Here is a 22890-nt window from a genome sequence, read left to right as displayed (position 1 = left end):
GCTACAGCCAGATGATGTAAAGGGAACCGGCACACCAGCCTTCCTTGCGCTCGTGCACCGGCCCCGCGAACTGAGCGCTGCAAGAAAGGACATTGCGCGCCCCGGTAACGCACCCTCCGTGCACGACCGAGACCCAAGGAATGAAGGTGGAAGCAAAATCGAATAAGGCCCTCTCGCTGCGCACTGCATGGCACAGGCGATACGTGACCTTCATCGAATCGCTGCCCTCCGCAACCATTCCTGATAGATCATCAGGCCGGTATCCGGGCTTGCAAGACTTGCCGCATCGCCTTCCCGGTCCATCGACCAGTGGCGTGAAAGACGCGACCACACTTGCTTACCGTTGCGGGGGCAGCAGCGGCATGGTGTCACATACATAGACACGCACCGCTTTCCCGTTTAACTGCACGCCGGAATCGGCGGTGCAGCACCTGATGATTAACGATAACATCAATTTACGTTAACGTAAACGTAAATACAAAATACGCATGTTTTGCCGAATGAGGGCGCAATGCTAGTGCAGTTTCATCCTCAAGAAAAAAGCCCGGGCCTTGAGGGCCCGGGCTTTCCGGTAAATCGAGGTATTACGTTGGCGCGTCAGTTGAAGGTCTTGCCTTCGGCCGCCAGTTTTGCCAGCAGCGGTGCTGGTTTCCAGGCTTGGCCATGACGGCCTTTCGCATACTTTTCCATTGCCATCACAACGTTCTGCAGGCCAACGGTATCGGCGTAGAACATCGGGCCGCCGCGGAACAGCGGGAAACCGTAGCCGGTCAGGTATACCATGTCGACGTCGGATGCGCGCTGGGCGATGCCTTCCTCGAGGATGTAAGCAGCTTCATTGACGAGTGCATACACCAGGCGTTCGACGATTTCCTGGTCGCTGATCTTGCGGCGCTCGATGCCGAGATCGGCCGAGTGCTTGACGATCATGTCGTTTACGACTTGCGCCGGATAGGGTTTGCGGTCGCCCGGCTTGTAGTCGTACCAGCCTGCTCCGGTCTTTTGACCGTAACGGCCCATTTCGCACAGCAGGTCCGCAGTCTTGGAATAAGTGACTTCCGGCTTTTCGACGTAACGGCGTTTGCGAATTGCCCAGCCGATGTCGTTGCCTGCGAGGTCGCCCATACGGAACGGACCCATTGCGAAGCCGAATTTTTCAATCGCCTTGTCCACCTGCTCGGGCGATGCGCCCTCTTCCAGCAGGAAGCCGGCCTGACGGCTGTATTGCTCGATCATGCGGTTGCCGATGAAACCATCGCAGACGCCGGAAACAACGCCGGTCTTCTTGATCTTCTTCGACAGCTGCAGGGATGTAGCGAGAACATCCTTGCCTGTTTTTTCGCCGCGCACGATTTCCAGCAGCTTCATCACATTGGCCGGGCTGAAGAAGTGCAGGCCAATCACATCCTGTGGACGCTTGGTGAAGCTGGCGATCTTATTGACGTCTAGTGTCGAGGTGTTCGATGCGAGGATTGCGCCCGGCTTCATCACTTCGTCCAGCTTCTTGAATACCTGTTCCTTGACGCCGATCTCTTCGAATACCGCTTCGACCACGATATCGGCCTGGCCAATATCTTCATAGGACAGCGTGCCGGTGATCAGGCCGACGCGCTGGTCGAATTTTTCCTGGGTCAGCTTGCCCTTCTTGAGCGTGTTTTCATAATTCTTGCGAATCGTCGCCAAGCCCTTTTCCAGCGCTTCCGGTTTCATTTCGAGAATCTTGACCGGGATGCCGGCATTCGCGAAGTTCATTGCAATACCGCCGCCCATGGTGCCGGCGCCTACGACCGCAGCCGACTTGATGGGGCGTGTCGCCGTGTCTTCCGGTACATCAGCCACCTTGCTGGCCGCGCGCTCGCCAAAGAAGGAATGGCGCAAGGCCTTGGATTCAGTTGTCTGAACCAATTCCGTGAACAGTTCGCGTTCATACTTCATGCCGTCATCGAATTTCTTGGTGACGGAGGCGGCGACGGCTTCCACGCACTTCAACGGCGCCGGGAACGGACCAGCCATTGCGCGCACGGTGTTGCGGGAGAACTGGAGGAAACCTTCGTAATTCGGATAGTCGACCTTAATGTCGCGCACCTTCGGCAGCGGACGCACATCGGCAACCTTGTCGGCGAAGGCCATTGCGCCTTCCATCAGGTCGCCCTGGACCAGCTCATTGAACAGGCCTGTCTTCGCAAGTTTGTCCGATGGCACGGGATTGCCAGAGACGATCATGTTCAAGGCCATTTCAAGACCGAGTACACGCGGCAGGCGCTGTGTTCCACCAGCACCGGGCAGGATGCCGAGTTTGACTTCCGGCAGTGCGATTTGGGCAGCCGGCGATACCACGCGATAGTTGCAGCCCAAAGCGAGTTCAAGACCGCCACCCATGCAAACGCTATGAATCGCGGCAACTACCGGCTTGGTGGAGCTTTCAACGACGTTGATGACTGTGTGCAGAGTCGGTTCCGCCAAGGCTTTCGGCGAATTGAATTCCTTGATGTCGGCGCCGCCCGAAAATGCCTTGCCCGCGCCGGTGATGACAATCGCCTTGACCGCATCGTCGTTCAGGGCTTGCTTCATGCCGTCGACGATGGCGCTACGGGTCGTATGGCCGAGGCCGTTTACCGGGGGATTGTTGAGCGTGATGACGGCTACCGCGCCGTTGACCTTGTATTCGGCAGTCATATCTCTTCCTTTTAAATTAGATGTCTGTGAGATTGTCGATTCATTGATTGCGGCGTGTGGCTACCGTGCGGAATCACGATGAATCGCAAGCTGTATCGAGGCTGGCAACCACTATTTTTGGTTTTGGAACGCCTAACTATACCGCAAAAAAGCACGGACGTATTATTTTTGGCAAAAAAAACGAGCCTGAAATAATAGACCCGTAGACCCGGTTTGCCGATGCAAGTTGCAGACGCTGTTACTGCGCTTTCATACGCAATATGACACCTTTTCTCTGGTCGTCGGCATAGGATCGACGCGTCCGGACGCAACCTCGTCCATGATCAGCAGGTTCTGCGTGATGGCATCATGGTCTTCTTTCGAAAACGGTTTGTTGTAGCTGGTAATAACGCCCTTATAGCGGCTCTTCAGGCTTTCCAGCGCCGCAAGGATCTTCGGACCTTCGGTAGAATTGGCCTGCCGGATGGCAAGATATAAAAGGTGCATGCCGTCATAGCCTTGGGCAGCGCTTATGGGCGATGGAATGCGGTCGGTCTTGAACGCGCGTTTATAGGCCAGGAGAATACTATTCTTGCTACGTGAACCCAGAGGATGACGCCTTATGGCTGACCTTCTTCCAGCAGGTTGGATAGACGCTTCACTTCTTCGGCAATTTGCTTCGGCATGGACTCGGCGGCCCAGGCGCGGAAGTCGCCCGATGCATAGGCCAGCGCATTGCGGTAATACATATAGGCGTTGATGCGGTTTCGTACAAAGTTGTTCTGGATGCGCGTGACCTTCCCCGGCGCGCCCATGACGATGGAATTAGGCGGGATGACCGTGCCTTCCTTAAGAAAGGCATGGCCGGCGACGATGCTGTTTTCGCCGATCACACAGCCATCCATAATGGTGGAGTTGATCCCGATCAGGCAGTTGTCGCCGATGGTGCAGCCATGGATGGTGCAGTGATGCGTAATCGAACAGTGGCTGCCGATGAGCGTCGGCGTGACATCGCCGATATGCAACATCACGAAGTCCTGGATATTCGTGTATTCGCCGATCACGATTTCCTTGTGTTCGGCACGCGCGACGACATTCATCCAGATCGACGCATGTGCACCGACCGTCACCTTGCCATACAGGAGTGCGCTGTCGTGTACGTAGGCGGGATTGTTCAGACTGACGTCCGGTCCGATTACAGGCATATCACTCCCTCACAAGATTGAACAAAACAAGGCGAAGTGCATGGCACCCCGCCTCGGATCTTCTGTAGCACGCAATAAAACTGCTCTACACTTCGAGCCATTCCTTGCGGATGGCGGCATTGGCGCGCAAGTCGTCGGGCGTGCCCTCGAACACGATCGCGCCATGGCCCATCACATACACCCGCTGCGAAATCTCCATCGCAATCGCCAGCTTCTGCTCCACCAGCAGGATCGAAATACCCCGGTTCTTCAACGCCTTCAGGTATTCCGCCACCAGGTCCACGATCTTCGGCGCCAGTCCTTCGGTCGGCTCGTCAATCATGATCAGGTCCGGGTCGCCCATCAGCGTACGGCACAAGGTCAGCATCTGCTGCTCGCCCCCCGACAACACGCCGGCTGCCGTATGCTGCCGTTCCTTCAGGCGCGGAAACATCTGGTACATGTCGTCCAGCGTCCAGCGCGGCTTCTTCTTGGCGCCCTTGCCGTTCTTTTCGCCCAGGATCAGGTTTTGTTCCACCGTGAGCGTCGGAAACACGTCGCGGTTTTCCGGCACATACCCGAGTCCCTTGTACGCAATCTCGAACGCTTTCAGGCCGCTGATTTCCTCGCCCTTGAACTTGATCGAGCCGGTCACGTCGACCTGCCCCATGGTCGACTTCACCGTGGTCGAGCGCCCCACGCCGTTACGCCCCAGCAGACTGACGATTTCGCCTTCGCCCACCTGCAGGTCCACCCCGTGCAGCACATGGCTCTTGCCGTAATACGCGTGCAGGTCCTTGATTTCCAGTAATGCTGCCATTTATGCTGCCTCCGCCGGTGCATGGCCGCCCAGATAGGCTTCCTGCACTTTGTGATTGCCACGAATATTCTGCGGGGTGTCGCAGGCGATCACTTCGCCATACACCACCACCGCAATCTTGTCGGCCAGGCCGAATACCACGCTCATGTCATGCTCCACCATCAACAGCGTCTTGCCCACCGTCACCTTGCGGATCAGCTCGACCGCCGCATCCGATTCCGACCGGCTCATGCCGGCCGTCGGCTCGTCCAGCAAGATCACCTCGGCGCCGCCGGCAATCGTGATGCCGATTTCCAGCGCCCGCTGTTCCGCATAGGTCAGCAAGCCGGCCGCCGTATCGCGCCGACGGCGCAGGCCGATTTGCTCGAGCACCGCTTCGGCCCGCTCCTGCGCATCCTTCAAGCCGTTCAGGCGATGCCAGAACGAGTACTTGTAGCCGAGCGACCACAGCACCGCGCAGCGCAGGTTTTCATACACTGACAAGCGGTGGAAGATGTTGGTGATCTGGAAACTGCGCGACAAGCCGCTGCGGTTGATCTCGAATGGCTTCAACCCCAGGATGCTCTTGCCGTTCAGCAGGATCTCGCCCGCACTGACCGGGAACCGGCCCGAGATCAGGTTGAACAGCGTGGACTTGCCGGCGCCGTTGGGGCCGATGATCGCAAAGCGCTCGCCCTTGGGCACACTCAGGTTGGCGCCGCGGATGATTTCCGACTTGCCGAAGCTCTTGCGCACATCTTTCAATTCAAGGGAATACGCGCTCATGCCGTGGCCCTCCGGATCTGTTCTTCAATTTCGCTATTCACTTCGCCCCACACGGTTGCAAATGATTTCTTGGTTTTCCAGAACGCCAGCCCGCCTGCCGCCAGCAGTGCCAGCGCAATGCTCCAGCCAGTCGGCGCCGCGGTATCGACCATGGTGCCAAACAGCTTCATTTCGGTGCCATTCACCGATTCCAGCGTGTAGTGGTACAGCATTTCGATGACCATGATCACCCCCACCAGCGCCACCAGCCCGGCCGCGCACATGGCCGCCATCTGCGGCCAGATGCGCTTGAACTTGCCGTACTTGGCCACGCGCAGGTTGAGCATGATGATGCCGGCCACACCGAACGGGGCATACATCACGATCAGGATGAAGAACACGCCCAGATACAGCTGCCAGGCCTTGGTGAAATCCGACAGCATCACGGTCAGGAACACGCCGATGATGGCGCCGATCATCGGGCCGAAGAAGAAGCCGACGCCGCCGATGAAGGTGAACAGCAGCACCCCGCCGGAACGGATCGCGCTGACGTTTTCGGCCGTGACGATCTCGAAGTTGATCGCCGACAGCGCGCCCGAGATGCCGGCAAAGAAGCCGGACAGGATCAGGGTCAGGTAACGCGCCCACTGGGTGTCGTAGCCGATGAACTCGACCCGCTCCGGGTTGTCGCGCACCGCATTGATGATGCGTCCCAGCGGGGTTTGCGTGAACGCATACATGCCGATGGTGGCGATGAACAGCCAGGCGGCGATCAGGTAATACACCTGGATCTGCGGACCGTAGGTGATGCCGAGAAACTTCTCGCCATACACCCGGTTGGTCGAAATGCCGCCTTCGCCGCCGAAGAACTCGGGGAACATCAGCGAGCAGGCGAACACCAGTTCGACGATACCCAGCGTGATCATCGAAAAGGTGGTGCCGGATTTCTTGGTGGTCACATAGCCGAACAGCATGCCGAAGAACATGCCGGCGATGCCGCCGACCAGCGGAATCATCGTGACCGGCATCCACATCTGGCCGGCGCTGGCCAGGTTCATCGCATGGATGGCAAAGAATGCACCCAGGCCGGAATACACCGCATGGCCGAACGACAGCATGCCGCCCTGCCCCAGCAGCATGTTGTAGGACAAGCCAAAGATCATCACGGTGCCGATCTGCGACAGGATCGACAGCGACGCGCCGGACTTGAAGAGCAGCGGCGCGATGATCAGCCCCACCGCAAACAGGCCCCAGATGATCCAGCGCGCCAGGTTCATCGGCTTGTACGTCATTGTTTTATTCATGGTCAAGGTAGTCATGTTCATTAGCCTTCCCGTGTTCCCATCAGGCCGCGCGGGCGGAAGATCAGGATCAGCACCAGCAGCAGATAGGGCATGATCGGCGCCACTTGCGAAATCGTCAGTTTCAGCACCGGGAAGCCGAAGGTGTCCGGCGTGACCGTGGTGCCCAGTCCTGCCAGCAGGGTGGCAAACGAGTAATCCAGCGCCACCGCATAGGTTTGCAGGATGCCGATCAGCAGCGAGGCGAGCAAGGCGCCCACCAGCGAACCCATGCCGCCGACCACCACCACCACGAAGATGATGGAGCCGACCGTGGCGGCCATGCCGGGTTCGGTCACGAAGGCATTGCCGCCGATCACGCCGGCCAGTCCGGCCAGCGCACAGCCGCCGCCGAACACCAGCATGAACACGCGCGGCACATTGTGGCCGAGCGCTTCGACCATGTCCGGGTGCGTGAGTGCAGCCTGGATCACCAGCCCGATGCGGGTCTTGGTCAGGACCAGGAAGATCGACACCAGCATCAGGATCGCGATGAGCATCATGAAGCCGCGATACATCGGGAAGGTGGTGGTGAACAGCGTGAACAGCGGACCGTCGAGTTCGGCCGGAATCGGATACGGCACCGCGGCGCGGCCCCAGATCAGCTGCACCAGTTCGACCAGCACGTACGACAGGCCGAAGGTGAACAGCAGTTCGGGAATGTGGCCGTACTTGTGCACCGAGCGCAAGCCGTAGCGCTCGACCACGGCGCCGATCACGCCCACCAGCAAGGGCGCCACGACCAGCGCTGGCCAGAAGCCGATCTTGACGCTGATCGCATAGGCGAAGTAGGCGCCGAGCATGTAAAAGCTCGCATGCGCGAAATTGAGCACACCCATCATGCTGAAAATCAGCGTCAGGCCGGATGAAAGCATGAACAGCAGGAGCCCGTAGCTCAAACCGTTAAGCAAGGTAATTAAAGTGAACTCCACGAGGCAACCCCTATTTCAAAATTCTTGTACGACCGTACTTTTTTTAGACAATAAAAAAGCAGCGTGTCTGGTGCGACACGCCGCCGGGGAACATGATTAGTTCGTCGGACGCTTCATCTGACAGGACGTCGGCTGAGTGGCAACGAAGGCATCGAGTTTGACATCGGTCTTCCAGCCGTAGCCGGTGTTTTCCTGGTCGAACTTCACATCCTTGCCATTGACCTTGGTCCAGGTCGCGATATACAGCGGCTGCTGCAGTTGATGGTCGGACTTGCGCATCTCGACGTCACCGTTCAGGCTTTGGACTTTCATGCCTTCGAGCGCCAGTGCTACCTTGAGCGGATCGGTCGACTTGGTGTCCTTCATCGCCTTGGCTACCATCGCAAGGCCGGTGTAGGTAGCCATTGCATAGTAGTCGTCGTTGTACTTCTTCTTGAAGCCTTCGACGATGTCCTTGCCAACGAATTTTTCATTGTTGGGATTCCAGTAGCCGACGTATTTGACACGCTCGGCTCCTGCGGAACCCATGGCGGTCGGAACACCGGTGGTGCTGGCGTAGTAGGTAAAGAAGTTTGCCTTCAGATCGGCTTCCTTGGCGGACTTGATCAGCAGCGCCAGGTCTGCACCCCAGTTGCCGGTGATGACAGTATCCGCGCCCGATGCCTTGATCTTGGCGACATAGGGAGCGAAGTCCTTGACCTGTCCGATCGGGTGCAGGTCATCGCCAACGATCTGGATATCGGGACGCTTGCGCTTCAGGTATTCCTTCGCAGCACGCGTGACCTGATGACCGAACGCGTAGTTCTGGCCGATGATGTAGACCTTCTTGATCTCCTGGTCCTTGGCCATGTAGGAAGTCAAGGCTTCCATCTTCTGGTCGGAATTGGCGTCGAAGCGGAAGTGCCAGAAGCTGCACTTGCTGTTGGTCAAGTCGGGATCGACCGCGGCATAATTCAAGAACAGGACTTCCTTGCCCGGATTGCGTTCGTTGTGCTTGTTGACCGCGTCGATCAGGGCAAGCGCAGCACCGGATCCGTTACCCTGGATGATATAGCGGTAACCCTGGTCGATTGCAGTTTTCAATTGAGACAGCGATTCCTGCGGACTCGCCTTGTTATCGAAACCGACGATCTCGAAGGTGTTATCGCCGCCCCATTTCTGCGCATTTGCCATTTCGGCGATGTACTGCCAGCTCTTAAATATGCCTTGTCCGACCGGTGCGAATGGTCCCGACAGAGGATCGATAAACGCCATCTTCACCGTTTCTGCATGCGCCGTAGCGGGACCGGCGAATGCAGCGGCCAAAGAAAGTGGAATGATGAGGGATTTGAATTGGATAGCCATTTGTCTCTTCCTTTATAGGTGTTTTGTGTTTACAGCATATCGATGGTTATACCCGGTGTAAAGCACGGAAATCAAAGGAATCTAACTGGTGTTTTGCATGGCTTTTCCCTTTCGTGCGTGAGTCGATTCTGGCCCAGAAATAGTGCAAAAAACCGTACTGCCGCACAGGCTGCCGCATTGCCGATAAGGATGCGCGCCTGCCTCGCATTCCGTTAGTCGTCATGACCATCGTTGCGCGATAAGGTGTTGCTGTCGGATACATTCGCCGCATTGCAGCGAAATGCGGCATGGACCGCTTCGGTACCATGCCGCTGAGAGGTGATGCTTAGGACGGGCGTGCCGGACGCTTCATCTGGCACGAATGCGGCTGAGTGGCGACGTAGGATTCGATCTTCTGATCCATGTTCCAGCCATAGCCGGTATTTTCCTGGTCGTACTTGACCTTCTTGCCGTCGACTTTTGCCCAGGTGGAAATGTAGAGCGGTTGCTGCAACTGATGGTCGGCTGCGCGCATTTCCACATCGCCATTGATCGCCTTGGTTTTCATGCCTTCAAGCGCGAAGGCAACCCTGGTCGGATCGGTCGTGTTGGTGTCTTTTACGGCTTTCGATACCATTTGCACGAGGGTATAGATGTCCTGGACATAGAAGTCGTCGTTGTACTTCTTCTTGAAGGCCTCAACGATTTCCTTGCCGGAGAAGGTTTCGTTATTCGGGATCCAGTAAGCGACCTGTTTCACCATGCCTGCGGTAGCGCCGCCCATTGCGGTCGGCACGCCCGACGTACCGGCGTAGTAAGTGTAGAACTTGGCGGTCAGGCCAGCGTCCTTGGCTGCCTTGACCAGCAATGCGAGGTCGGCGCCCCAGTTGCCGGTAATGACGGAATCAGCGCCGGAAGCCTTGATCTTGGCGACATACGGCGCAAAGTCCTTGACGGTCGCGATCGGGTGCAGGTCGTCGCCAACAATCTGGATGTCCGGACGCTTGCGCTTCAGGTATTCCTTCGCTGCGCGGGTGACCTGATGGCCGTGCGCATAGTTCTGGCCGATGATGTAGACCTTCTTGATCTCCTGGTCCTTGGCCATGTAGGAAGTCAGAGCTTCCATCTTCATGTCGGAATTGGCGTCGAAGCGGAAGTGCCAGAAGCTGCACTTGCTATTGGTCAGGTCAGGATCGATTGCCGAGTAATTCAGGAATACGATTTCCTTGCCGGGGTTACGTTCGTTGTGCTTGTTGACCGCATCCACCAGGGCCAGGGCGACGCCGGAGCCGTTGCCCTGCGCGATGTAACGGTAACCCTGATCGATCACGGTCTTGAGCTGGTTCAGGGATTCCTGCGGGCTGCCCTTTCCGTCGAAGGCTTGCACTTCGAGCGTATGGTTGCCAGCCCACTTCTGCTGGTTTGCCATTTCAGTGAACATGCGGAAGGTGTTCAGCTGGTTTTGTCCGATAGGAGCAAATGCGCCCGACATCGTATCGATCATCGCAATCTTGATGACATCTGCGTGTGACGCTGGAGCAGCGAACGCAGCCGCGACGGAAACTGCCAAAACGAGTGGGCGAATCTTCTTCATCATGTGTCTCATCCTTATGTAGGGTTACTTGCTACTCATTGGATCAATGGCCGTTCCGGCTTCTTGTAGTGGCTTCTTGTTGTGTTAAACGTGGCGGAGCGCTTCCGGTCATGTAGTCGGAAGCCGATACTCCTTGAACTGTTCGCGAATGCGGTTCTTCAGCACTTTGCCGGTCGCACCAATGGGCAGCGCATCGACGAAAGTGACATCGTCGGGCGTCCACCACTTCGCGATCTTGCCCTCATAGAACTTGATGAGTTCTTCCTTGGTGACTTCGGCTCCTGGCTTCTTCACCACGACGAGCAGCGGGCGCTCGTCCCATTTCGGATGGAATACGCCGATGCATGCAGCTTGCTGCACGGCAGGATGCGCCATCGCGATATTTTCGAGATCGATCGTGCCGATCCACTCGCCGCCGGACTTGATGACGTCTTTGCTGCGGTCGGTGATCTGCATATAACCATCGGCATCGATGGTGGCGACGTCGCCGGTCGGGAACCAGCCGTCCTGCAGCACATCGCCGGCCTCGTTCTTGAAATAGCTACTGATGATCCACGGCCCCTTGACCAGCAGGTTGCCGTAGGTCTTGCCGTCCCAAGGCAGTTCCTTGCCGTCGTCGCCGACGATCTTCATGTCGACGCCGTAGATCGCATGACCCTGCTTTTCGAGGATCGCCTGCTTCTTCTCTTCAGGCAGATCCATGTGATGGCTTTGCAATGTGCCGGCGGTACCCAGCGGCGACATTTCCGTCATGCCCCAGGCATGCACCACTTCGACGCCGTATTGCTGGCGGAAAGTCTTCATCATTGCGGGCGGACAGGCCGATCCGCCGATCACGGTGCGCTTGAAGGTCGAAAACTTCAGATTGTTTTGTCCGACATAGGTCAGCAAACCGAGCCACACGGTGGGCACGCCCGCGGAGAACGTCACCTTCTCCTGCTCGAACAGTTCATAGACCGATTTGCCGTCCAGCGCCGGACCGGGGAAGACAAGCTTCGCGCCGGTCAGCGGAACCGAATACGGCAGACCCCAGGCATTGACGTGGAACATCGGCACCACGGGCAGGACCGAGTCGCGCGCCGACACGTTCAGGGCGTCGGGCATTGCGGAAGCATAGGAGTGCAATACCGTCGAGCGGTGAGAATACAGCGCGCCCTTGGGATTGCCTGTGGTGCCGGAGGTATAGCAAAGACTGGAAGCGGAGTTTTCGTCAAACAGCGGCCATTCGTACTGGTCGGAATTTTTTTCGAGCAGTTCTTCGTAGCACATCAGGTTGGGAATCTTGCTCTCGGCCGGCATGCGGTCCTTGTCGCACATGGCGATGAAACCCTTGACCGTCTTGCAGTGCGCGGCGAATGCTTCGACCAGCGGCAGGAAAGTCATGTCAAAGAACAGATACATGTCTTCGGCATGATTGGCGATATAGGCGATCTGCTCGGGATGCAGGCGCGGATTGATGGTGTGCATCACTGCGCCGGAGCCGGAGATTGCGTAGTACAGCTCCAGGTGGCGATAGCCGTTCCATGCCAGGGTCGCCACCCTGTCGCCTATCTTGACGCCAAGGCCGCCCAGTGCATTTGCCATCTGGCGCGAACGCTTGTGGCAATCGCGATAAGTGTAGCGATGGATATCGCCTTCCACGCGGCGTGAAACGATCTCATTGCTGCCGTAGTAACGGTCAGCGTGCTTGATGATGCTTGAGATGAGCAAGGGCTGGCTCATCATCTGGCCCATCAATGGGCTCTTAGGAAATTCCGTCATCATGCCTCCTGCCTCGTAGTTAGAATTCTTCTTCCAGAGCCGGTGATGAATGCAGCAGATCAATCAGCCGCATTCATCACCGGCTCTAACGAAGCATGATTTTTGAACGACCGTACTAAAACCGTCAATGACTTTCGATGACGCACCGCACCAATGTCATGTTCAAGACTTTTTACTCGGTAACGGATTTGTAGATGGTGTTTTTCGGTCGCGCCATCACGCGACGCAACATTGGTTCAAAAAATTCCAGCGGAAGCGTGTCGTAATCGGGGTCGAATGCAGGCGCGTCGTACTTTTCGCAAAACTCCAGTGTGGCATTGTAGAAAGATTCCCCGGCGAACTGATCACGCAGGTTGCGGTTCATGCCGAGATGATGGAAAAAATAGTAGCCTTGAAAAATGCCATGCTTTTCCACGATGGCATGGTTTTCCGCACTGACGAAGGGCTTGAGGATGGCTGCCGCGATATCCGGATGATTGAAACTTCCAAGTGTGTCGCCGATATCGTGCAGCAACGCACATATCACATACTCTTCATCACGCTTGTCGCGATAGGCGCGCGTCGCGGTCTGCAGACTGTGCGTCAGCCGGTCGACCGGAAAGCCGCCGCAGTCGCCGTCCAAGAGGCGCAAATGAACGAGCACGCGATCCGGCAAGGCAGCGGCATAGCTTTTGAATTCATCACCGATGATTTTCCAGTCGTCGGCGGTGCTTTCCTGCATGTCGCGAAAGGTGGCGCGCGGGTGAGCGATAGTCTCCATGGGATTCTCTTTCTTTTGGTGTTAGTCGCGGTAGGAAGGATCGATGCGATCGAGGCGACGCAACAGTCCTGGCCATGCCAGCATGCCGCCTTGTGACTTGGTGACGGTACGCGCCTGTTGCTGCGCACCGCTGATAATCGCTTGCGGTATGGAGATCAGATCGCTACCGCCTGCCTGTGCACGGATCTGTATCATGCAAGCTGCTTCGAATATGTACATGTTGACGAAGGCATCCGCGATTGTCTTACCCAAGGTGAGCAAGCCATGGTTGCGCAGCATCAGATAGGTTTTATTGCCCAGGTCGGCAACCAGGCGCGGCTTTTCCTCGTCATTGAGCGCCACACCTTCATAGTCATGATATCCGAGGCTGGAGAGCACAAAGATCGACTGCTGCGATAGCGGCAGCAAGCCATTTTTTTGCGCCGACACCGCAACGCCGTTGATGCTGTGGACATGCAGAACGCATTGCGCGTCATGACGGACTGCATGAATCGCGGAATGAATCGTGAAACCTGCGGGATTGATCGGAAATGGCGATTCTTCGATCTTGTTGCCGTTCATGTCGATTTTTACCAGCGATGACGCAGTGATTTCGTCGAACATCATGCCGTAGGGATTGATCAGGAACTGGTCTTCGGTACCGGGTACGCGTGCGGTGATATGGGTAAAGATCAGATCGCTCCAGCCGAAATCGGCTACAAGACGATAACAGGCGGCAAGGTCCACTCGGGCTTGCCATTCCTCGGGAGAAACCCGGTCTTTTAGGGATGGGATGGCCAGTTTTTCGGGCGCGTTCATATGGGGTCTCCTCTTCTCTGTCAAAATGAAGGCTTGTGTAGCTACTTCAGCATAAACCTTTGCTGCTCGACTCCTCCTTTAGGGAAGGAAACGTTACAGCAAATTTTGTGACGCAGTAGAACCAGGCACAAGCCGCTCAGGTCGGTACAGTATCGTTATATCGCCCCGCATAACACTGTCAACTTCTTAACATTTCCGATGCAAAATCGCAGTATCGACCAGATCGACAAGGCAAGCGTGTTGCGGCGTTCCTGGCTATCCGGTTTTTCCGACGACGTGATCGATGTCGCGGCGGCCTGCGGAACGCTGCGTTCGGCGGAAGACGGCACACTCATCCATGCCCGCGGTGCGGAAGCGGACGGTTTCTATACCATCGCCAGCGGCGCGGTACGCTTCACCCGCGCGACGGCAGACGGCCAGTCCACCACCATCGCCGTGCTCGACGCGCCAAACTGCTTCGGGGAGATTTCCCTGTTCGACGGTTTGCCTCGTACCCACGACGGACATGCTTCGGGTCCTACCATTCTGCTATTTCACGCAAAGACCGATTTCAAGCGGCTGCTTGCGCGCTATCCGTCGATCTACGAACGCTTTGCCAAAGTATTGAGCATGCGCCTGCGTGCCACCTTCGATCTGGTCGAGGAAGCCGTGGTCGCGCCGCTGACTCAGCGGCTCGCGCGTCGCCTGCTTGAACTGGCACACATCAAGCCTTCACCCCTGAATGCCGCAGTCGACGCGCGCGGGCGCGAAGTGCCACTGACACAGGAAGAACTCGGGCACTTGCTGGGCAAGTCGCGGCAAAGCATTTCCAAACAGTTACATGCGTGGGAACAAAACGGCTTGATAAAAACCAAATATGGACGCATATCGATCAGGCAGCCCGAGGTTCTCGCATCGCTCGCCTATCCCGAACAAACGAGGAAACGGACCGTAAAGCCTTTAGCGCCACTCCCGGACACGTCCTCACTCAAGGAAGTTTCATGAATGCACCTCAGAAAGGCCTGGTCCACTACCGTGTGGATGAATTGCCTTTTGAAAACTCGTTTGCCGGCTTGCCCGCTTCGTTTTATACGCGCCTGCAATCGACCCCGGTTCCTGCGCCCTACCTCGTCGGTGCCAGCGCCTCGGCCGCAGCATTGATCGGACTCGATGTGACCGCATTGAGCGAGCAGCATGCGATCGACGCTTTTTCGGGTAATCGCGTATTACCCGGATCCGAACCGCTGTCAGCCGTCTATTCGGGCCATCAGTTCGGTGTATGGGCCGGTCAGCTCGGCGATGGGCGAGCGATCCTGCTGGGCGATGTGCCGGCCATGGACGGCTCGCATCCGGACCGCTTGGAGCTTCAGATCAAGGGTGCCGGCTTGACGCCCTACTCCCGCATGGGAGATGGCCGCGCAGTGCTGCGTTCATCGATACGCGAATTTCTCTGCTCGGAAGCGATGGCCGCGCTTGGCATTCCGACCTCGCGTGCCCTCTGCGTGACCGGCTCCGACATGCTGGTAATGCGCGAAACGCCGGAAACCAGCGCGATCGCCACCAGAATGGCGCCGACCTTCATCCGTTTCGGCTCGTTCGAGCACTGGTTCTACAACGACCGCAAAGATGAATTGAAGATCCTTGCCGACTATGTCATCGATCGCTTTTATCCTGCGTTACGTGCGACGGCGCAGCCTTATGCGGCACTACTGACCGAAGTGACGCGTCGCACCGCCGAGCTGATGGCGCAGTGGCAAGCGGTCGGCTTCATGCATGGCGTCATGAATACCGACAATATGTCCATTCTCGGCCAGACCATCGATTACGGGCCATTCGGCTTCATGGAAGCCTTCGACGCTGGACATATATGCAACCATAGCGATCATCAGGGTCGCTATGCGTACCATATGCAGCCGCGCATCGGTCAATGGAATTGTTTCGCGCTTGGGCAGGCATTGTTGCCGCTGATAGGCGAAGTCGATGATGTCCATGTGGTGCTGGCAATCTACAAGTCTGCCTACGAAAACAAATTCGACCAGCTCATGCATGCAAAACTCGGCCTGCATAGCAATCTCCCCGAGGACGGCAAGCTCATCGAAGCCATGCACGAGCTGATGCAGAAAACCCATGTCGACTTCACATTGTTCTTCAGACGTCTTGCGGGACTTCAGGTCGACAATCCTGCGGCTGATGAAGGCATCCGCGATTTATTCATCGATCGTCCTGCCTTCGACGCATGGGCTGCGCAATATCGCCTGCGCCTTCGTCAGGAAAACAGCGACGATGCGGTACGCAAAGCCGAAATGCATACCGTGAATCCGAAATTCGTTCTGCGCAATTACCTTGCACAAATTGCGATTGAAAAAGCGCAAAATAAGGACTTTTCCGAAGTTGCCCGCCTGCTCGCTGTCCTGGAACGCCCGTTCGACGAGCAGCCCGAAAACGAAAGCTATGCTGAACTGCCGCCCGACTGGGCAAACGAACTTGAGGTGAGTTGCTCATCATGACAAACAAAGTAACGAAGACCGACGCCGAATGGCGCGCCGCACTTGAGCCTCTGGAATATCAGGTAACCCGCCACGCGGCGACTGAACGCGCCTTTACCGGGAAATACTGGGATCATCACGAACACGGCATCTATGTTTGCGTATGCTGCAATACCCCGTTGTTCGAGTCCGATACCAAATTCGATTCGGGTTGCGGCTGGCCCAGCTATTTCAAGGCACTGGATCCGGCCAATGTTTCCGAGCGGATCGACCGCAGTCATGGCATGATACGCACCGAAATTCTCTGCAATGTGTGCGACGCGCATCTCGGCCATGTATTTCCGGACGGTCCGCCTCCCACAGGGCTGCGCTACTGCATCAATTCCGCGTCGCTGCGTTTTGAACCCAGCTAATCACGCCTTTACGAAAGATCCTCCACCGATATGAAGTTCCTGTTCGATCTCTTCCCGGTCATTCTCTTCTTTGCAATGTTCAAATGGGGAGAAGGCCATGCGGACTCCGCGCAGGCCCTGGCGCAGCAGTACTTGTCCGGATTGGTCTCCGGCGGCGCCGTGACCGCCACCCAGGCGCCGATCATGCTTGCGACAGCGGTGGCAATCATCGCGACGATAGGACAGATCGGCTATCTGCTCATGCGTGGAAAAAAGGTCGATACCATGCTGTGGGTGTCATTTGCCATCATTACCCTGTTTGGCGGAGCGACCATCTATTTTCACAATGAAACTTTTATCAAGTGGAAGCCGACCGTGTTGTATTGGTGTTTCGGCGCGGCACTTGTCGTCAGCCAGTTTCTGCTGGGTAAAAACCTGATTCGCCTGATGATGCAAAAGCAGCTTTCCTTGCCGGATGCGGTATGGCAAAAGCTGAATTTGTCCTGGGCTGCATTCTTCGGCGCAATGGGCTTGGTCAATCTGTATGTGGCCTATAATTTTTCCACAGCGTTCTGGGTCAATTTCAAGCTGTTCGGCTTTACTGGACTCATGCTTGCCTTTGTGATCGCACAAAGTCTGATGTTGTCGCGCCATGTCAAGGATCAGCAATGAGCGAACGTATCGAGAAAATTCGTGACCGGCTCATTGCAACTTTCGCACCGCTGGAATGTCAACTCGACGATGAGTCCCACCTGCACGCCGGTCATGCAGGTGCCGCTTCGGGCGCAGGCCACTACAAGCTTCGCCTCGTCTCTGAACGCTTTGCCGGCCTGAATCGCATAGCGCGGCACAGGCTGGTGTATGATTGCCTCCGTGACATGATGGCAACTGAAATTCACGCCATCAACATCATTGCCGTCGCGCCGTCTGAACTCTCCGCGTAGACGCGCCTGAATTTGGTTTAATCTCTTATTTTTTTCAGATGTTAGGACTACATAAATGACTTTGAAACCTGCTCGCCTGCTGATGTTGCTTGTCGGCGCTCTTGCTATGCCAGTTATGGCGCAAAACCTCGCCGTCGTGAACGGCAAACCCGTTCCCTCCTCGCGCGCCGATGCCATGGTCAAGCAACTGTCGGCACAAGGCCAGCAGGACTCGCCGCAACTGCGCGCGATGGTCAAGGAAGAGTTGATCAACCGCGAAATCCTGATCCAGGAAGCCGACAAGCTGGGCTTGAGCAATTCGGCCGAAGTGAAGAATCAGGTCGAAATCGCCCGCCAGTCGATCGCGATTCGCGCGCTGGTGCAGGATTACCTGAAGAAGAATCCGGTCAAGGATTCCGAGATCCAGGCTGAATACGACAAGTTCAAGTCCCAGGCCGGCGACAAGGAATACCATGCCCGTCACATCCTGGTTGAAAAAGAAGACGAAGCCAAAGCCATCATCACCAAGCTCAAGGGCGGCGCCAAGTTCGAAGAGCTCGCCAAGCAATCGAAAGATCCGGGTTCGGCAGCCAATGGCGGCGACCTCGATTGGGCCTCCCCTGCTTCTTTCGTCAAGCCATTCTCGGATGCGATGACTGGTTTGCAAAAAGGCCAGATCACTGAAACACCGGTCAAGACCCAGTATGGTTTCCATGTGATCAAGCTGGAAGACGTGCGCGCTGCCAAGATCCCGACACTAGAAGAAGTCAAGCCGCAGATCGCCGAATCGCTGCAACAGAAAAAGCTGCAGGCTTTCCAGGAAGACCTGCGCAAGAAAGCAAAAATTCAGTAACAGCTTGCGGGTGGTGTATTCAGGCCACCCTCGCCTTCGGGCGAACAAACAAAAAGCGCTCCATTCGGAGCGCTTTTTTTATACCGTTGTAGTGCTTCGACCATAATGGCCAGACTGACGTTGGCGGATTCGTGCATGACTCCGCCAACATATAGACAGCGTACTTTTTACCCAACCCACTTCCGCGCATTGCGGAACATGCGCATCCACGGCGAATACTCGCCCCAGCCTTCCGGATGCCAGGAATGCTGCACCGTGCGGAATACACGCTCGGCATGCGGCATCAATACCGTAAAGCGGCCGTCCGGCGTGGTGACCGATGTGATGCCTTGAGGCGATCCATTCGGATTGTACGGATAGGTTTCGGTCGGCCTGCCGTTATTGTCGATCCAGCGCATCGCGACGATGGCTTCGTCGATATTGCCGGTCTGCGAGAAGTCGGCGTAGCCTTCGCCGTGCGCTACCGCGATCGGGCTCTGCGTACCCGCCATGTCGTTGAAGAAGATCGATGGCGAGTTGGTGACTTCGACCATTGCAAGGCGCCCTTCGAATTGCTCGGACTTGTTGCGCGTGAACTTCGGCCAGGCATGCGCGCCCGGAATGATCGATTTCAGATTGCTCATCATCTGGCAGCCATTGCAGATGCCGAGTGCAAAGGTATCGCCGCGGTTGAAGAATATCGAAAACTGTTCGACCAGCTTGGCGTTGAACAGAATGGTTTTCGCCCATCCTTCGCCGGCACCCAGCACATCGCCATACGAAAAACCGCCGACCGCGATAAAGCCGCTGAAGTCATCAAGACGCGCCCGGCCGGCAATCAGGTCGCTCATGTGCACGTCTACCGAAGTAAAGCCGGATTTATGCATCACATAGGCGGTCTCGATATGCGAATTCACACCCTGCTCGCGCAGGATGGCAACCTTGGGCTTAGCGCCGGTTGCGATGAATGGCGCGGCGATATCGACCTGCTGCTCGAAGGTGACGATAGGCGTCATGCCGGGATCGGCGGCGTCGAGAATGCGTTCGTATTCCGCATCCGCGCATGCAGGGTTGTCGCGCAGACGTGCGATGCGCCAGCTGGTTTCGCTCCACAGGCGCTGCAGTTCCGTACGCGGCTGGCTGTAGACCAGTTTGGCGTCGCGCATGACTTCGATCACATCGCGATCGTTGAGCTTGCCGATGATGTGGCTGCAGGCACCCAGATCGTATGAGCGCAGCACGGCCATCACGTCGGACTTCTGCTCTGCCCTTACCTGGATCACGGCACCCAGTTCTTCATTGAACAGGGCGCGCAGCGACAGTTCGTTGCGGCGCTCCGCTACCTGGCCTGCCCAGTTCTTGGAATCACCCCAGTCGGATGCATGCTCGCCTTCCATTGTCAGGATGTCGAGGTTCAACGACAAGCCGGTACGGCCGGCGAATGCCATCTCGCACAGCGTGGTGAACAGGCCACCATCGGAACGGTCGTGGTAAGCAAGCAGCTTGCGTTCGTTGTTGAGTTGCTGGATCGCGCAGAAGAAGGCCTTCAGGTCTTCCGGGCTGTCCACGTCCGGGACTTCATTGCCAATCTGCTGCATCACTTGCGTCAGCGCCGAAGCACCCATGCGGTTCTTGCCGCGTCCGAGATCAATGGCGATCAGCACCGTGTCGCCGGCGTCGGTACGCAACTGCGGCGTAAGCGACAGCCGCACGTCCGGCACCGGGGCAAACGCGGACACGATCAGCGATACCGGCGATGTCACTTCCTTGGCGCCGCCTTCATCTTTCCAGGTGGTGCGCATGGAAAGGGAATCCTTGCCGACCGGGATGCTGACACCGAGCGCCGGGCACAATTCCATGCCGACGGCCTTGACCGTATCGAACAGCGCCGCATCCTGACCCGGCTGGCCGCAGGCGGCCATCCAGTTGGCGGATAGCTTGATGTCCGAAATGTCAGCGATAGGTGCGGCGGCGATGTTGGTCAGCGCTTCGCCGACCGCCATGCGCCCGGAGGCTGCCGCATCAATCACCGCGAGCGGTGTGCGCTCGCCCATGGACATGGCTTCGCCGCGATAGCCTTCGAAACTCATGGTCGTGACCGCGCAATCGGCAACCGGCACCTGCCATGGGCCGACCATCTGGTCGCGCACCGAAGTCGCGCCCACGGTACGGTCGCCGATGGTGATCAGGAAGGACTTGTCGGCAACGGTCGGCAGGCGCAAAACGCGCTGCGCAACTTCGGCCAACTCCATGCCGGTCAGGTCGACCGGCGGATATTCGTTTTGTACATGCGTCACGTCGCGATGCATCTTGGGCGGTTTGCCGAGCAAGACTTCCATCGGCATGTCGACCGGGTTATTGCCTTGTTCGGGGTCGATCACCTTCAGTTGGCGCTCTTCGGTCGCGGTACCGACTACCGCAAACAGGCAGCGTTCGCGCTCGCACATGTACTGGAACAGCGGCAGGCTATCCGGCGCAATCGCCAGCACATAGCGCTCCTGCGATTCATTGCTCCAGATTTCCTTGGGTGCCATGCCGCTCTCTTCCAGCGGGACCTTGCGCAGGTCGAAGATCGCACCGCGCCTGGCATCGTTGGTGATCTCCGGGAATGCATTCGACAGGCCGCCCGCACCGACGTCATGGATAGACAGGATGGGATTGTCGTCGCCCATGGCCCAGCAGGCATTGATGACTTCCTGCGCGCGGCGCTCCATTTCAGGATTGCCGCGCTGTACGGAGTCGAAATCGAGGTCGGCGGTATTGGTACCGGTTGCCATCGACGATGCGGCGCTGCCGCCCATGCCGATGCGCATGCCGGGGCCGCCGAGTTGGACCAGCAGGCTGCCGACCGGCAGGTCATGCTTTTTGGTGTGCTTGGCGGAGATATTGCCCATTCCGCCCGCGATCATGATCGGCTTGTGATAACCCTTTACCGCGCCGCCGATATTCTGTTCGTAAGTACGGAAGTAACCGCCCAGATTGGGCCGGCCGAATTCATTGTTGAATGCCGCGCCGCCGATCGGACCGTCGATCATGATCTGCAGCGGCGATGCGATACGATCCGGCTTGCCGTAGATGCCGGCCTGCGCATGCGGCGCACGCTGAGCCGCGGGTTCGGCGGCATCGCGCGCATTTTCCCAAGGCTGCACCGCATGCGTGATCATCAGGTTCGACACGGTAAAGCCGGTCAGGCCAGCTTTCGGCTTCGCGCCCCGTCCGGTTGCCCCTTCGTCGCGAATCTCGCCGCCCGCGCCGGTGGACGCGCCGGGAAACGGAGAAATCGCGGTCGGGTGGTTATGGGTTTCGACTTTCATCAGGATATGCGTGAGCTCATCCGATGCTTCATACACATTGCCGCCCGCAGCGCCACGCGGATAGAAGCGCGATACGGTGGCACCTTCGATGACCGACGAATTGTCGCTATAGGCAACGACGGTGCCCCTGGGATGCAGCTGGTGCGTGTTCTTGATCATCCCGAACAGCGACTTGTCTTGCTTGACGCCGTCGATGGTCCAGTCCGCATTGAAAATCTTGTGGCGGCAGTGCTCGCTGTTGGCCTGCGCGAACATCATCAATTCAACGTCGGTGGGATTGCGTTTCGCCTGCGTGAAGGCATTGAGCAGATAGTCGATCTCGTCATCGGACAACGCAAGCCCGAGTTCGCTGTTTGCCCGCACCAGGGCATCCTTGCCGCCGGCGAGCACATCGACGAATTCCAGCGGCTTGGCATCGAGTTCACGGAACAGGCCGGCTGCCTCATTGGCGTCGCGCAGCACGGCTTCGATCATCCGGTCATGCAATAGCGCGGCAACCGCCGGAATCGCGCTTTCCGGCAGCTTCTTGGCACCGCCCAGGAGGCCGGTTTTCATCTGCACCCGATAGGAAATCCCGCGTTCGACGCGCTTGATATGGACCATGCCACAGTTATGGACAATATCGGTCGCTTTGCTGGCCCATGGCGAAATGGTGCCGAAACGCGGAATGACAATGAATTCTTCTCCGTCCGCGCTGCCCGCAAAGGGCTCGCCGTATGTCAGCAAGGCATCCAATCGTCCGATCTCATCCTTGCTGGGCGCGGACGCCGCCTCGATGAAGTGCAGGAAACGGCCGGTAACGCTGACGATCGCGGGCTCGACTTCTTGCAATTGTGACAAAAGGCGCTGGGTACGGAAGGCAGACAGGGCATTGGAGCCCGGCAGAATCAACATGGCGGCGAGAAAATTGATGCAGCGGTGGCCGGTTGGCGACCCGACTGCGGGTTAAATCGGGAAACCGCGATTATACCGCGACGCCGCATCATGGCATCCTGCCAAGCCGGTCTTTGTCACGGGTATTGCGTAACAGCCGACCTGATTGACGCACTTCGA

Annotated in this window: 19 protein-coding genes and 1 riboswitch; of the genes, 6 read left to right on the top strand and 13 right to left on the bottom strand. The window is 57.3% G+C overall.

The features are described 5' to 3' along the window. Positions 1 to 237: 237 nt before the first annotated feature. Positions 238 to 450: riboswitch (cobalamin riboswitch) on the bottom strand. A 147-nt stretch (positions 451 to 597) separates the two neighbouring features. The 12 genes from D3871_RS08175 to D3871_RS08120 all read right to left on the bottom strand — a co-directional run bounded on the left by D3871_RS08175 (position 598) and on the right by D3871_RS08120 (position 13911). Further along, the gene (locus D3871_RS08175) at positions 598 to 2676 is read right to left on the bottom strand and encodes a 3-hydroxyacyl-CoA dehydrogenase NAD-binding domain-containing protein (RefSeq protein ID WP_119768433.1); all 2079 of its coding nucleotides are present in this window, start codon (positions 2674 to 2676) and stop codon (positions 598 to 600) included. A gap of 249 nt (positions 2677 to 2925) precedes the next feature. Then, a complete protein-coding gene (locus D3871_RS08170; RefSeq protein WP_119768432.1) occupies positions 2926 to 3162 on the bottom strand; it encodes a hypothetical protein in 237 nt (78 codons plus the stop codon). 113 nt (positions 3163 to 3275) lie between these two features. After that, on the bottom strand, positions 3276 to 3860 hold the full coding sequence (locus tag D3871_RS08165) for a gamma carbonic anhydrase family protein (protein ID WP_119768431.1): 585 nt from the start codon (positions 3858 to 3860) through the stop codon (positions 3276 to 3278). An 85-nt stretch (positions 3861 to 3945) separates the two neighbouring features. Further along, the gene (locus D3871_RS08160; protein ID WP_119768430.1) at positions 3946 to 4659 is read right to left on the bottom strand and encodes an ABC transporter ATP-binding protein; all 714 of its coding nucleotides are present in this window, start codon (positions 4657 to 4659) and stop codon (positions 3946 to 3948) included. Continuing rightward, the gene (locus tag D3871_RS08155; RefSeq protein WP_119768429.1) at positions 4660 to 5424 is read right to left on the bottom strand and encodes an ABC transporter ATP-binding protein; all 765 of its coding nucleotides are present in this window, start codon (positions 5422 to 5424) and stop codon (positions 4660 to 4662) included. Continuing rightward, positions 5421 to 6722, bottom strand: coding sequence for a branched-chain amino acid ABC transporter permease (locus D3871_RS08150; protein ID WP_233575555.1), 1302 nt, complete (start codon positions 6720 to 6722; stop codon positions 5421 to 5423). Before D3871_RS08150 ends, D3871_RS08155 begins: the two co-directional genes overlap by 4 nt. A 5-nt stretch (positions 6723 to 6727) precedes the next feature. Continuing rightward, complete coding sequence (locus D3871_RS08145) at positions 6728 to 7675, bottom strand: branched-chain amino acid ABC transporter permease (RefSeq protein WP_119768428.1); 948 nt, start codon at positions 7673 to 7675, stop codon at positions 6728 to 6730. A gap of 96 nt (positions 7676 to 7771) precedes the next feature. After that, complete coding sequence (locus D3871_RS08140) at positions 7772 to 9019, bottom strand: branched-chain amino acid ABC transporter substrate-binding protein (protein ID WP_119768427.1); 1248 nt, start codon at positions 9017 to 9019, stop codon at positions 7772 to 7774. Positions 9020 to 9344: 325 nt separating this feature from the next. Continuing rightward, positions 9345 to 10592 (bottom strand): branched-chain amino acid ABC transporter substrate-binding protein, encoded by a 1248-nt coding sequence (locus tag D3871_RS08135; protein WP_119769973.1) that lies wholly within the window; start codon positions 10590 to 10592, stop codon positions 9345 to 9347. Between the two features lie 108 nt (positions 10593 to 10700). After that, positions 10701 to 12353: a 3-(methylthio)propionyl-CoA ligase gene (locus tag D3871_RS08130; RefSeq protein WP_119769972.1), complete on the bottom strand. Its 1653-nt coding sequence runs from the start codon at positions 12351 to 12353 to the stop codon at positions 10701 to 10703. A gap of 172 nt (positions 12354 to 12525) precedes the next feature. After that, a complete protein-coding gene (locus D3871_RS08125) occupies positions 12526 to 13113 on the bottom strand; it encodes an HD domain-containing protein (protein ID WP_199724740.1) in 588 nt (195 codons plus the stop codon). A gap of 21 nt (positions 13114 to 13134) precedes the next feature. After that, a complete protein-coding gene (locus D3871_RS08120; protein WP_119768425.1) occupies positions 13135 to 13911 on the bottom strand; it encodes a class II aldolase/adducin family protein in 777 nt (258 codons plus the stop codon). 198 nt (positions 13912 to 14109) lie between these two features. Here D3871_RS08120 and D3871_RS08115 point away from each other — a divergent pair, with 198 nt between their 5' ends. The 6 genes from D3871_RS08115 to D3871_RS08090 are packed head-to-tail and all read left to right on the top strand — an operon-like array spanning position 14110 to position 18544. Continuing rightward, positions 14110 to 14895, top strand: coding sequence for a Crp/Fnr family transcriptional regulator (locus D3871_RS08115; RefSeq protein ID WP_119768424.1), 786 nt, complete (start codon positions 14110 to 14112; stop codon positions 14893 to 14895). Continuing rightward, positions 14892 to 16397: a protein adenylyltransferase SelO gene (locus D3871_RS08110; protein WP_119768423.1), complete on the top strand. Its 1506-nt coding sequence runs from the start codon at positions 14892 to 14894 to the stop codon at positions 16395 to 16397. The genes D3871_RS08115 and D3871_RS08110 overlap by 4 nt, the downstream gene beginning before the upstream one ends. Then, on the top strand, positions 16394 to 16789 hold the full coding sequence (msrB, locus tag D3871_RS08105) for a peptide-methionine (R)-S-oxide reductase MsrB (protein WP_119768422.1): 396 nt from the start codon (positions 16394 to 16396) through the stop codon (positions 16787 to 16789). The genes D3871_RS08110 and msrB overlap by 4 nt, the downstream gene beginning before the upstream one ends. A 30-nt stretch (positions 16790 to 16819) precedes the next feature. Then, the gene (locus D3871_RS08100; protein ID WP_119768421.1) at positions 16820 to 17440 is read left to right on the top strand and encodes a septation protein A; all 621 of its coding nucleotides are present in this window, start codon (positions 16820 to 16822) and stop codon (positions 17438 to 17440) included. Next, positions 17437 to 17712, top strand: coding sequence for a BolA family protein (locus tag D3871_RS08095; RefSeq protein WP_119768420.1), 276 nt, complete (start codon positions 17437 to 17439; stop codon positions 17710 to 17712). The genes D3871_RS08100 and D3871_RS08095 overlap by 4 nt, the downstream gene beginning before the upstream one ends. Before the next feature lie 55 nt (positions 17713 to 17767). Then, a complete protein-coding gene (locus D3871_RS08090; protein ID WP_119768419.1) occupies positions 17768 to 18544 on the top strand; it encodes a peptidylprolyl isomerase in 777 nt (258 codons plus the stop codon). A 167-nt stretch (positions 18545 to 18711) separates the two neighbouring features. Here the strand turns inward: D3871_RS08090 and purL are convergent, their stop codons facing one another. After that, a complete protein-coding gene (purL, locus tag D3871_RS08085) occupies positions 18712 to 22731 on the bottom strand; it encodes a phosphoribosylformylglycinamidine synthase (RefSeq protein WP_119768418.1) in 4020 nt (1339 codons plus the stop codon). Positions 22732 to 22890 lie beyond the last annotated feature (159 nt).

The organism is Noviherbaspirillum saxi, assembly GCF_003591035.1.
Taxonomy (GTDB): domain Bacteria; phylum Pseudomonadota; class Gammaproteobacteria; order Burkholderiales; family Burkholderiaceae_D; genus Noviherbaspirillum; species Noviherbaspirillum saxi.
The sequence above is the reverse complement of the archived record's forward strand: the minus strand, read 5'-3'. Positions and strand labels throughout refer to the sequence as shown.

Bases quoted from the DNA above. Each gene is read 5' to 3' on its own strand.
- D3871_RS08175 (WP_119768433.1), bottom strand. From the start codon at position 2,676: ATGACTGCCGAATACAAGGTCAACGGCGCGGTAGCCGTCATCACGCTC.
- D3871_RS08170 (WP_119768432.1), bottom strand. From the start codon at position 3,162: ATGCACCTTTTATATCTTGCCATCCGGCAGGCCAATTCTACCGAAGGT.
- D3871_RS08165 (WP_119768431.1), bottom strand. From the start codon at position 3,860: ATGCCTGTAATCGGACCGGACGTCAGTCTGAACAATCCCGCCTACGTA.
- D3871_RS08160 (WP_119768430.1), bottom strand. From the start codon at position 4,659: ATGGCAGCATTACTGGAAATCAAGGACCTGCACGCGTATTACGGCAAG.
- D3871_RS08155 (WP_119768429.1), bottom strand. From the start codon at position 5,424: ATGAGCGCGTATTCCCTTGAATTGAAAGATGTGCGCAAGAGCTTCGGC.
- D3871_RS08150 (WP_233575555.1), bottom strand. From the start codon at position 6,722: ATGACTACCTTGACCATGAATAAAACAATGACGTACAAGCCGATGAAC.
- D3871_RS08140 (WP_119768427.1), bottom strand. From the start codon at position 9,019: ATGGCTATCCAATTCAAATCCCTCATCATTCCACTTTCTTTGGCCGCT.
- D3871_RS08135 (WP_119769973.1), bottom strand. From the start codon at position 10,592: ATGAAGAAGATTCGCCCACTCGTTTTGGCAGTTTCCGTCGCGGCTGCG.
- D3871_RS08130 (WP_119769972.1), bottom strand. From the start codon at position 12,353: ATGACGGAATTTCCTAAGAGCCCATTGATGGGCCAGATGATGAGCCAG.
- D3871_RS08125 (WP_199724740.1), bottom strand. From the start codon at position 13,113: ATGGAGACTATCGCTCACCCGCGCGCCACCTTTCGCGACATGCAGGAA.
- D3871_RS08120 (WP_119768425.1), bottom strand. From the start codon at position 13,911: ATGAACGCGCCCGAAAAACTGGCCATCCCATCCCTAAAAGACCGGGTT.
- D3871_RS08115 (WP_119768424.1), top strand. From the start codon at position 14,110: ATGCAAAATCGCAGTATCGACCAGATCGACAAGGCAAGCGTGTTGCGG.
- D3871_RS08110 (WP_119768423.1), top strand. From the start codon at position 14,892: ATGAATGCACCTCAGAAAGGCCTGGTCCACTACCGTGTGGATGAATTG.
- msrB (WP_119768422.1), top strand. From the start codon at position 16,394: ATGACAAACAAAGTAACGAAGACCGACGCCGAATGGCGCGCCGCACTT.
- D3871_RS08100 (WP_119768421.1), top strand. From the start codon at position 16,820: ATGAAGTTCCTGTTCGATCTCTTCCCGGTCATTCTCTTCTTTGCAATG.
- D3871_RS08095 (WP_119768420.1), top strand. From the start codon at position 17,437: ATGAGCGAACGTATCGAGAAAATTCGTGACCGGCTCATTGCAACTTTC.
- D3871_RS08090 (WP_119768419.1), top strand. From the start codon at position 17,768: ATGACTTTGAAACCTGCTCGCCTGCTGATGTTGCTTGTCGGCGCTCTT.
- purL (WP_119768418.1), bottom strand. From the start codon at position 22,731: ATGTTGATTCTGCCGGGCTCCAATGCCCTGTCTGCCTTCCGTACCCAG.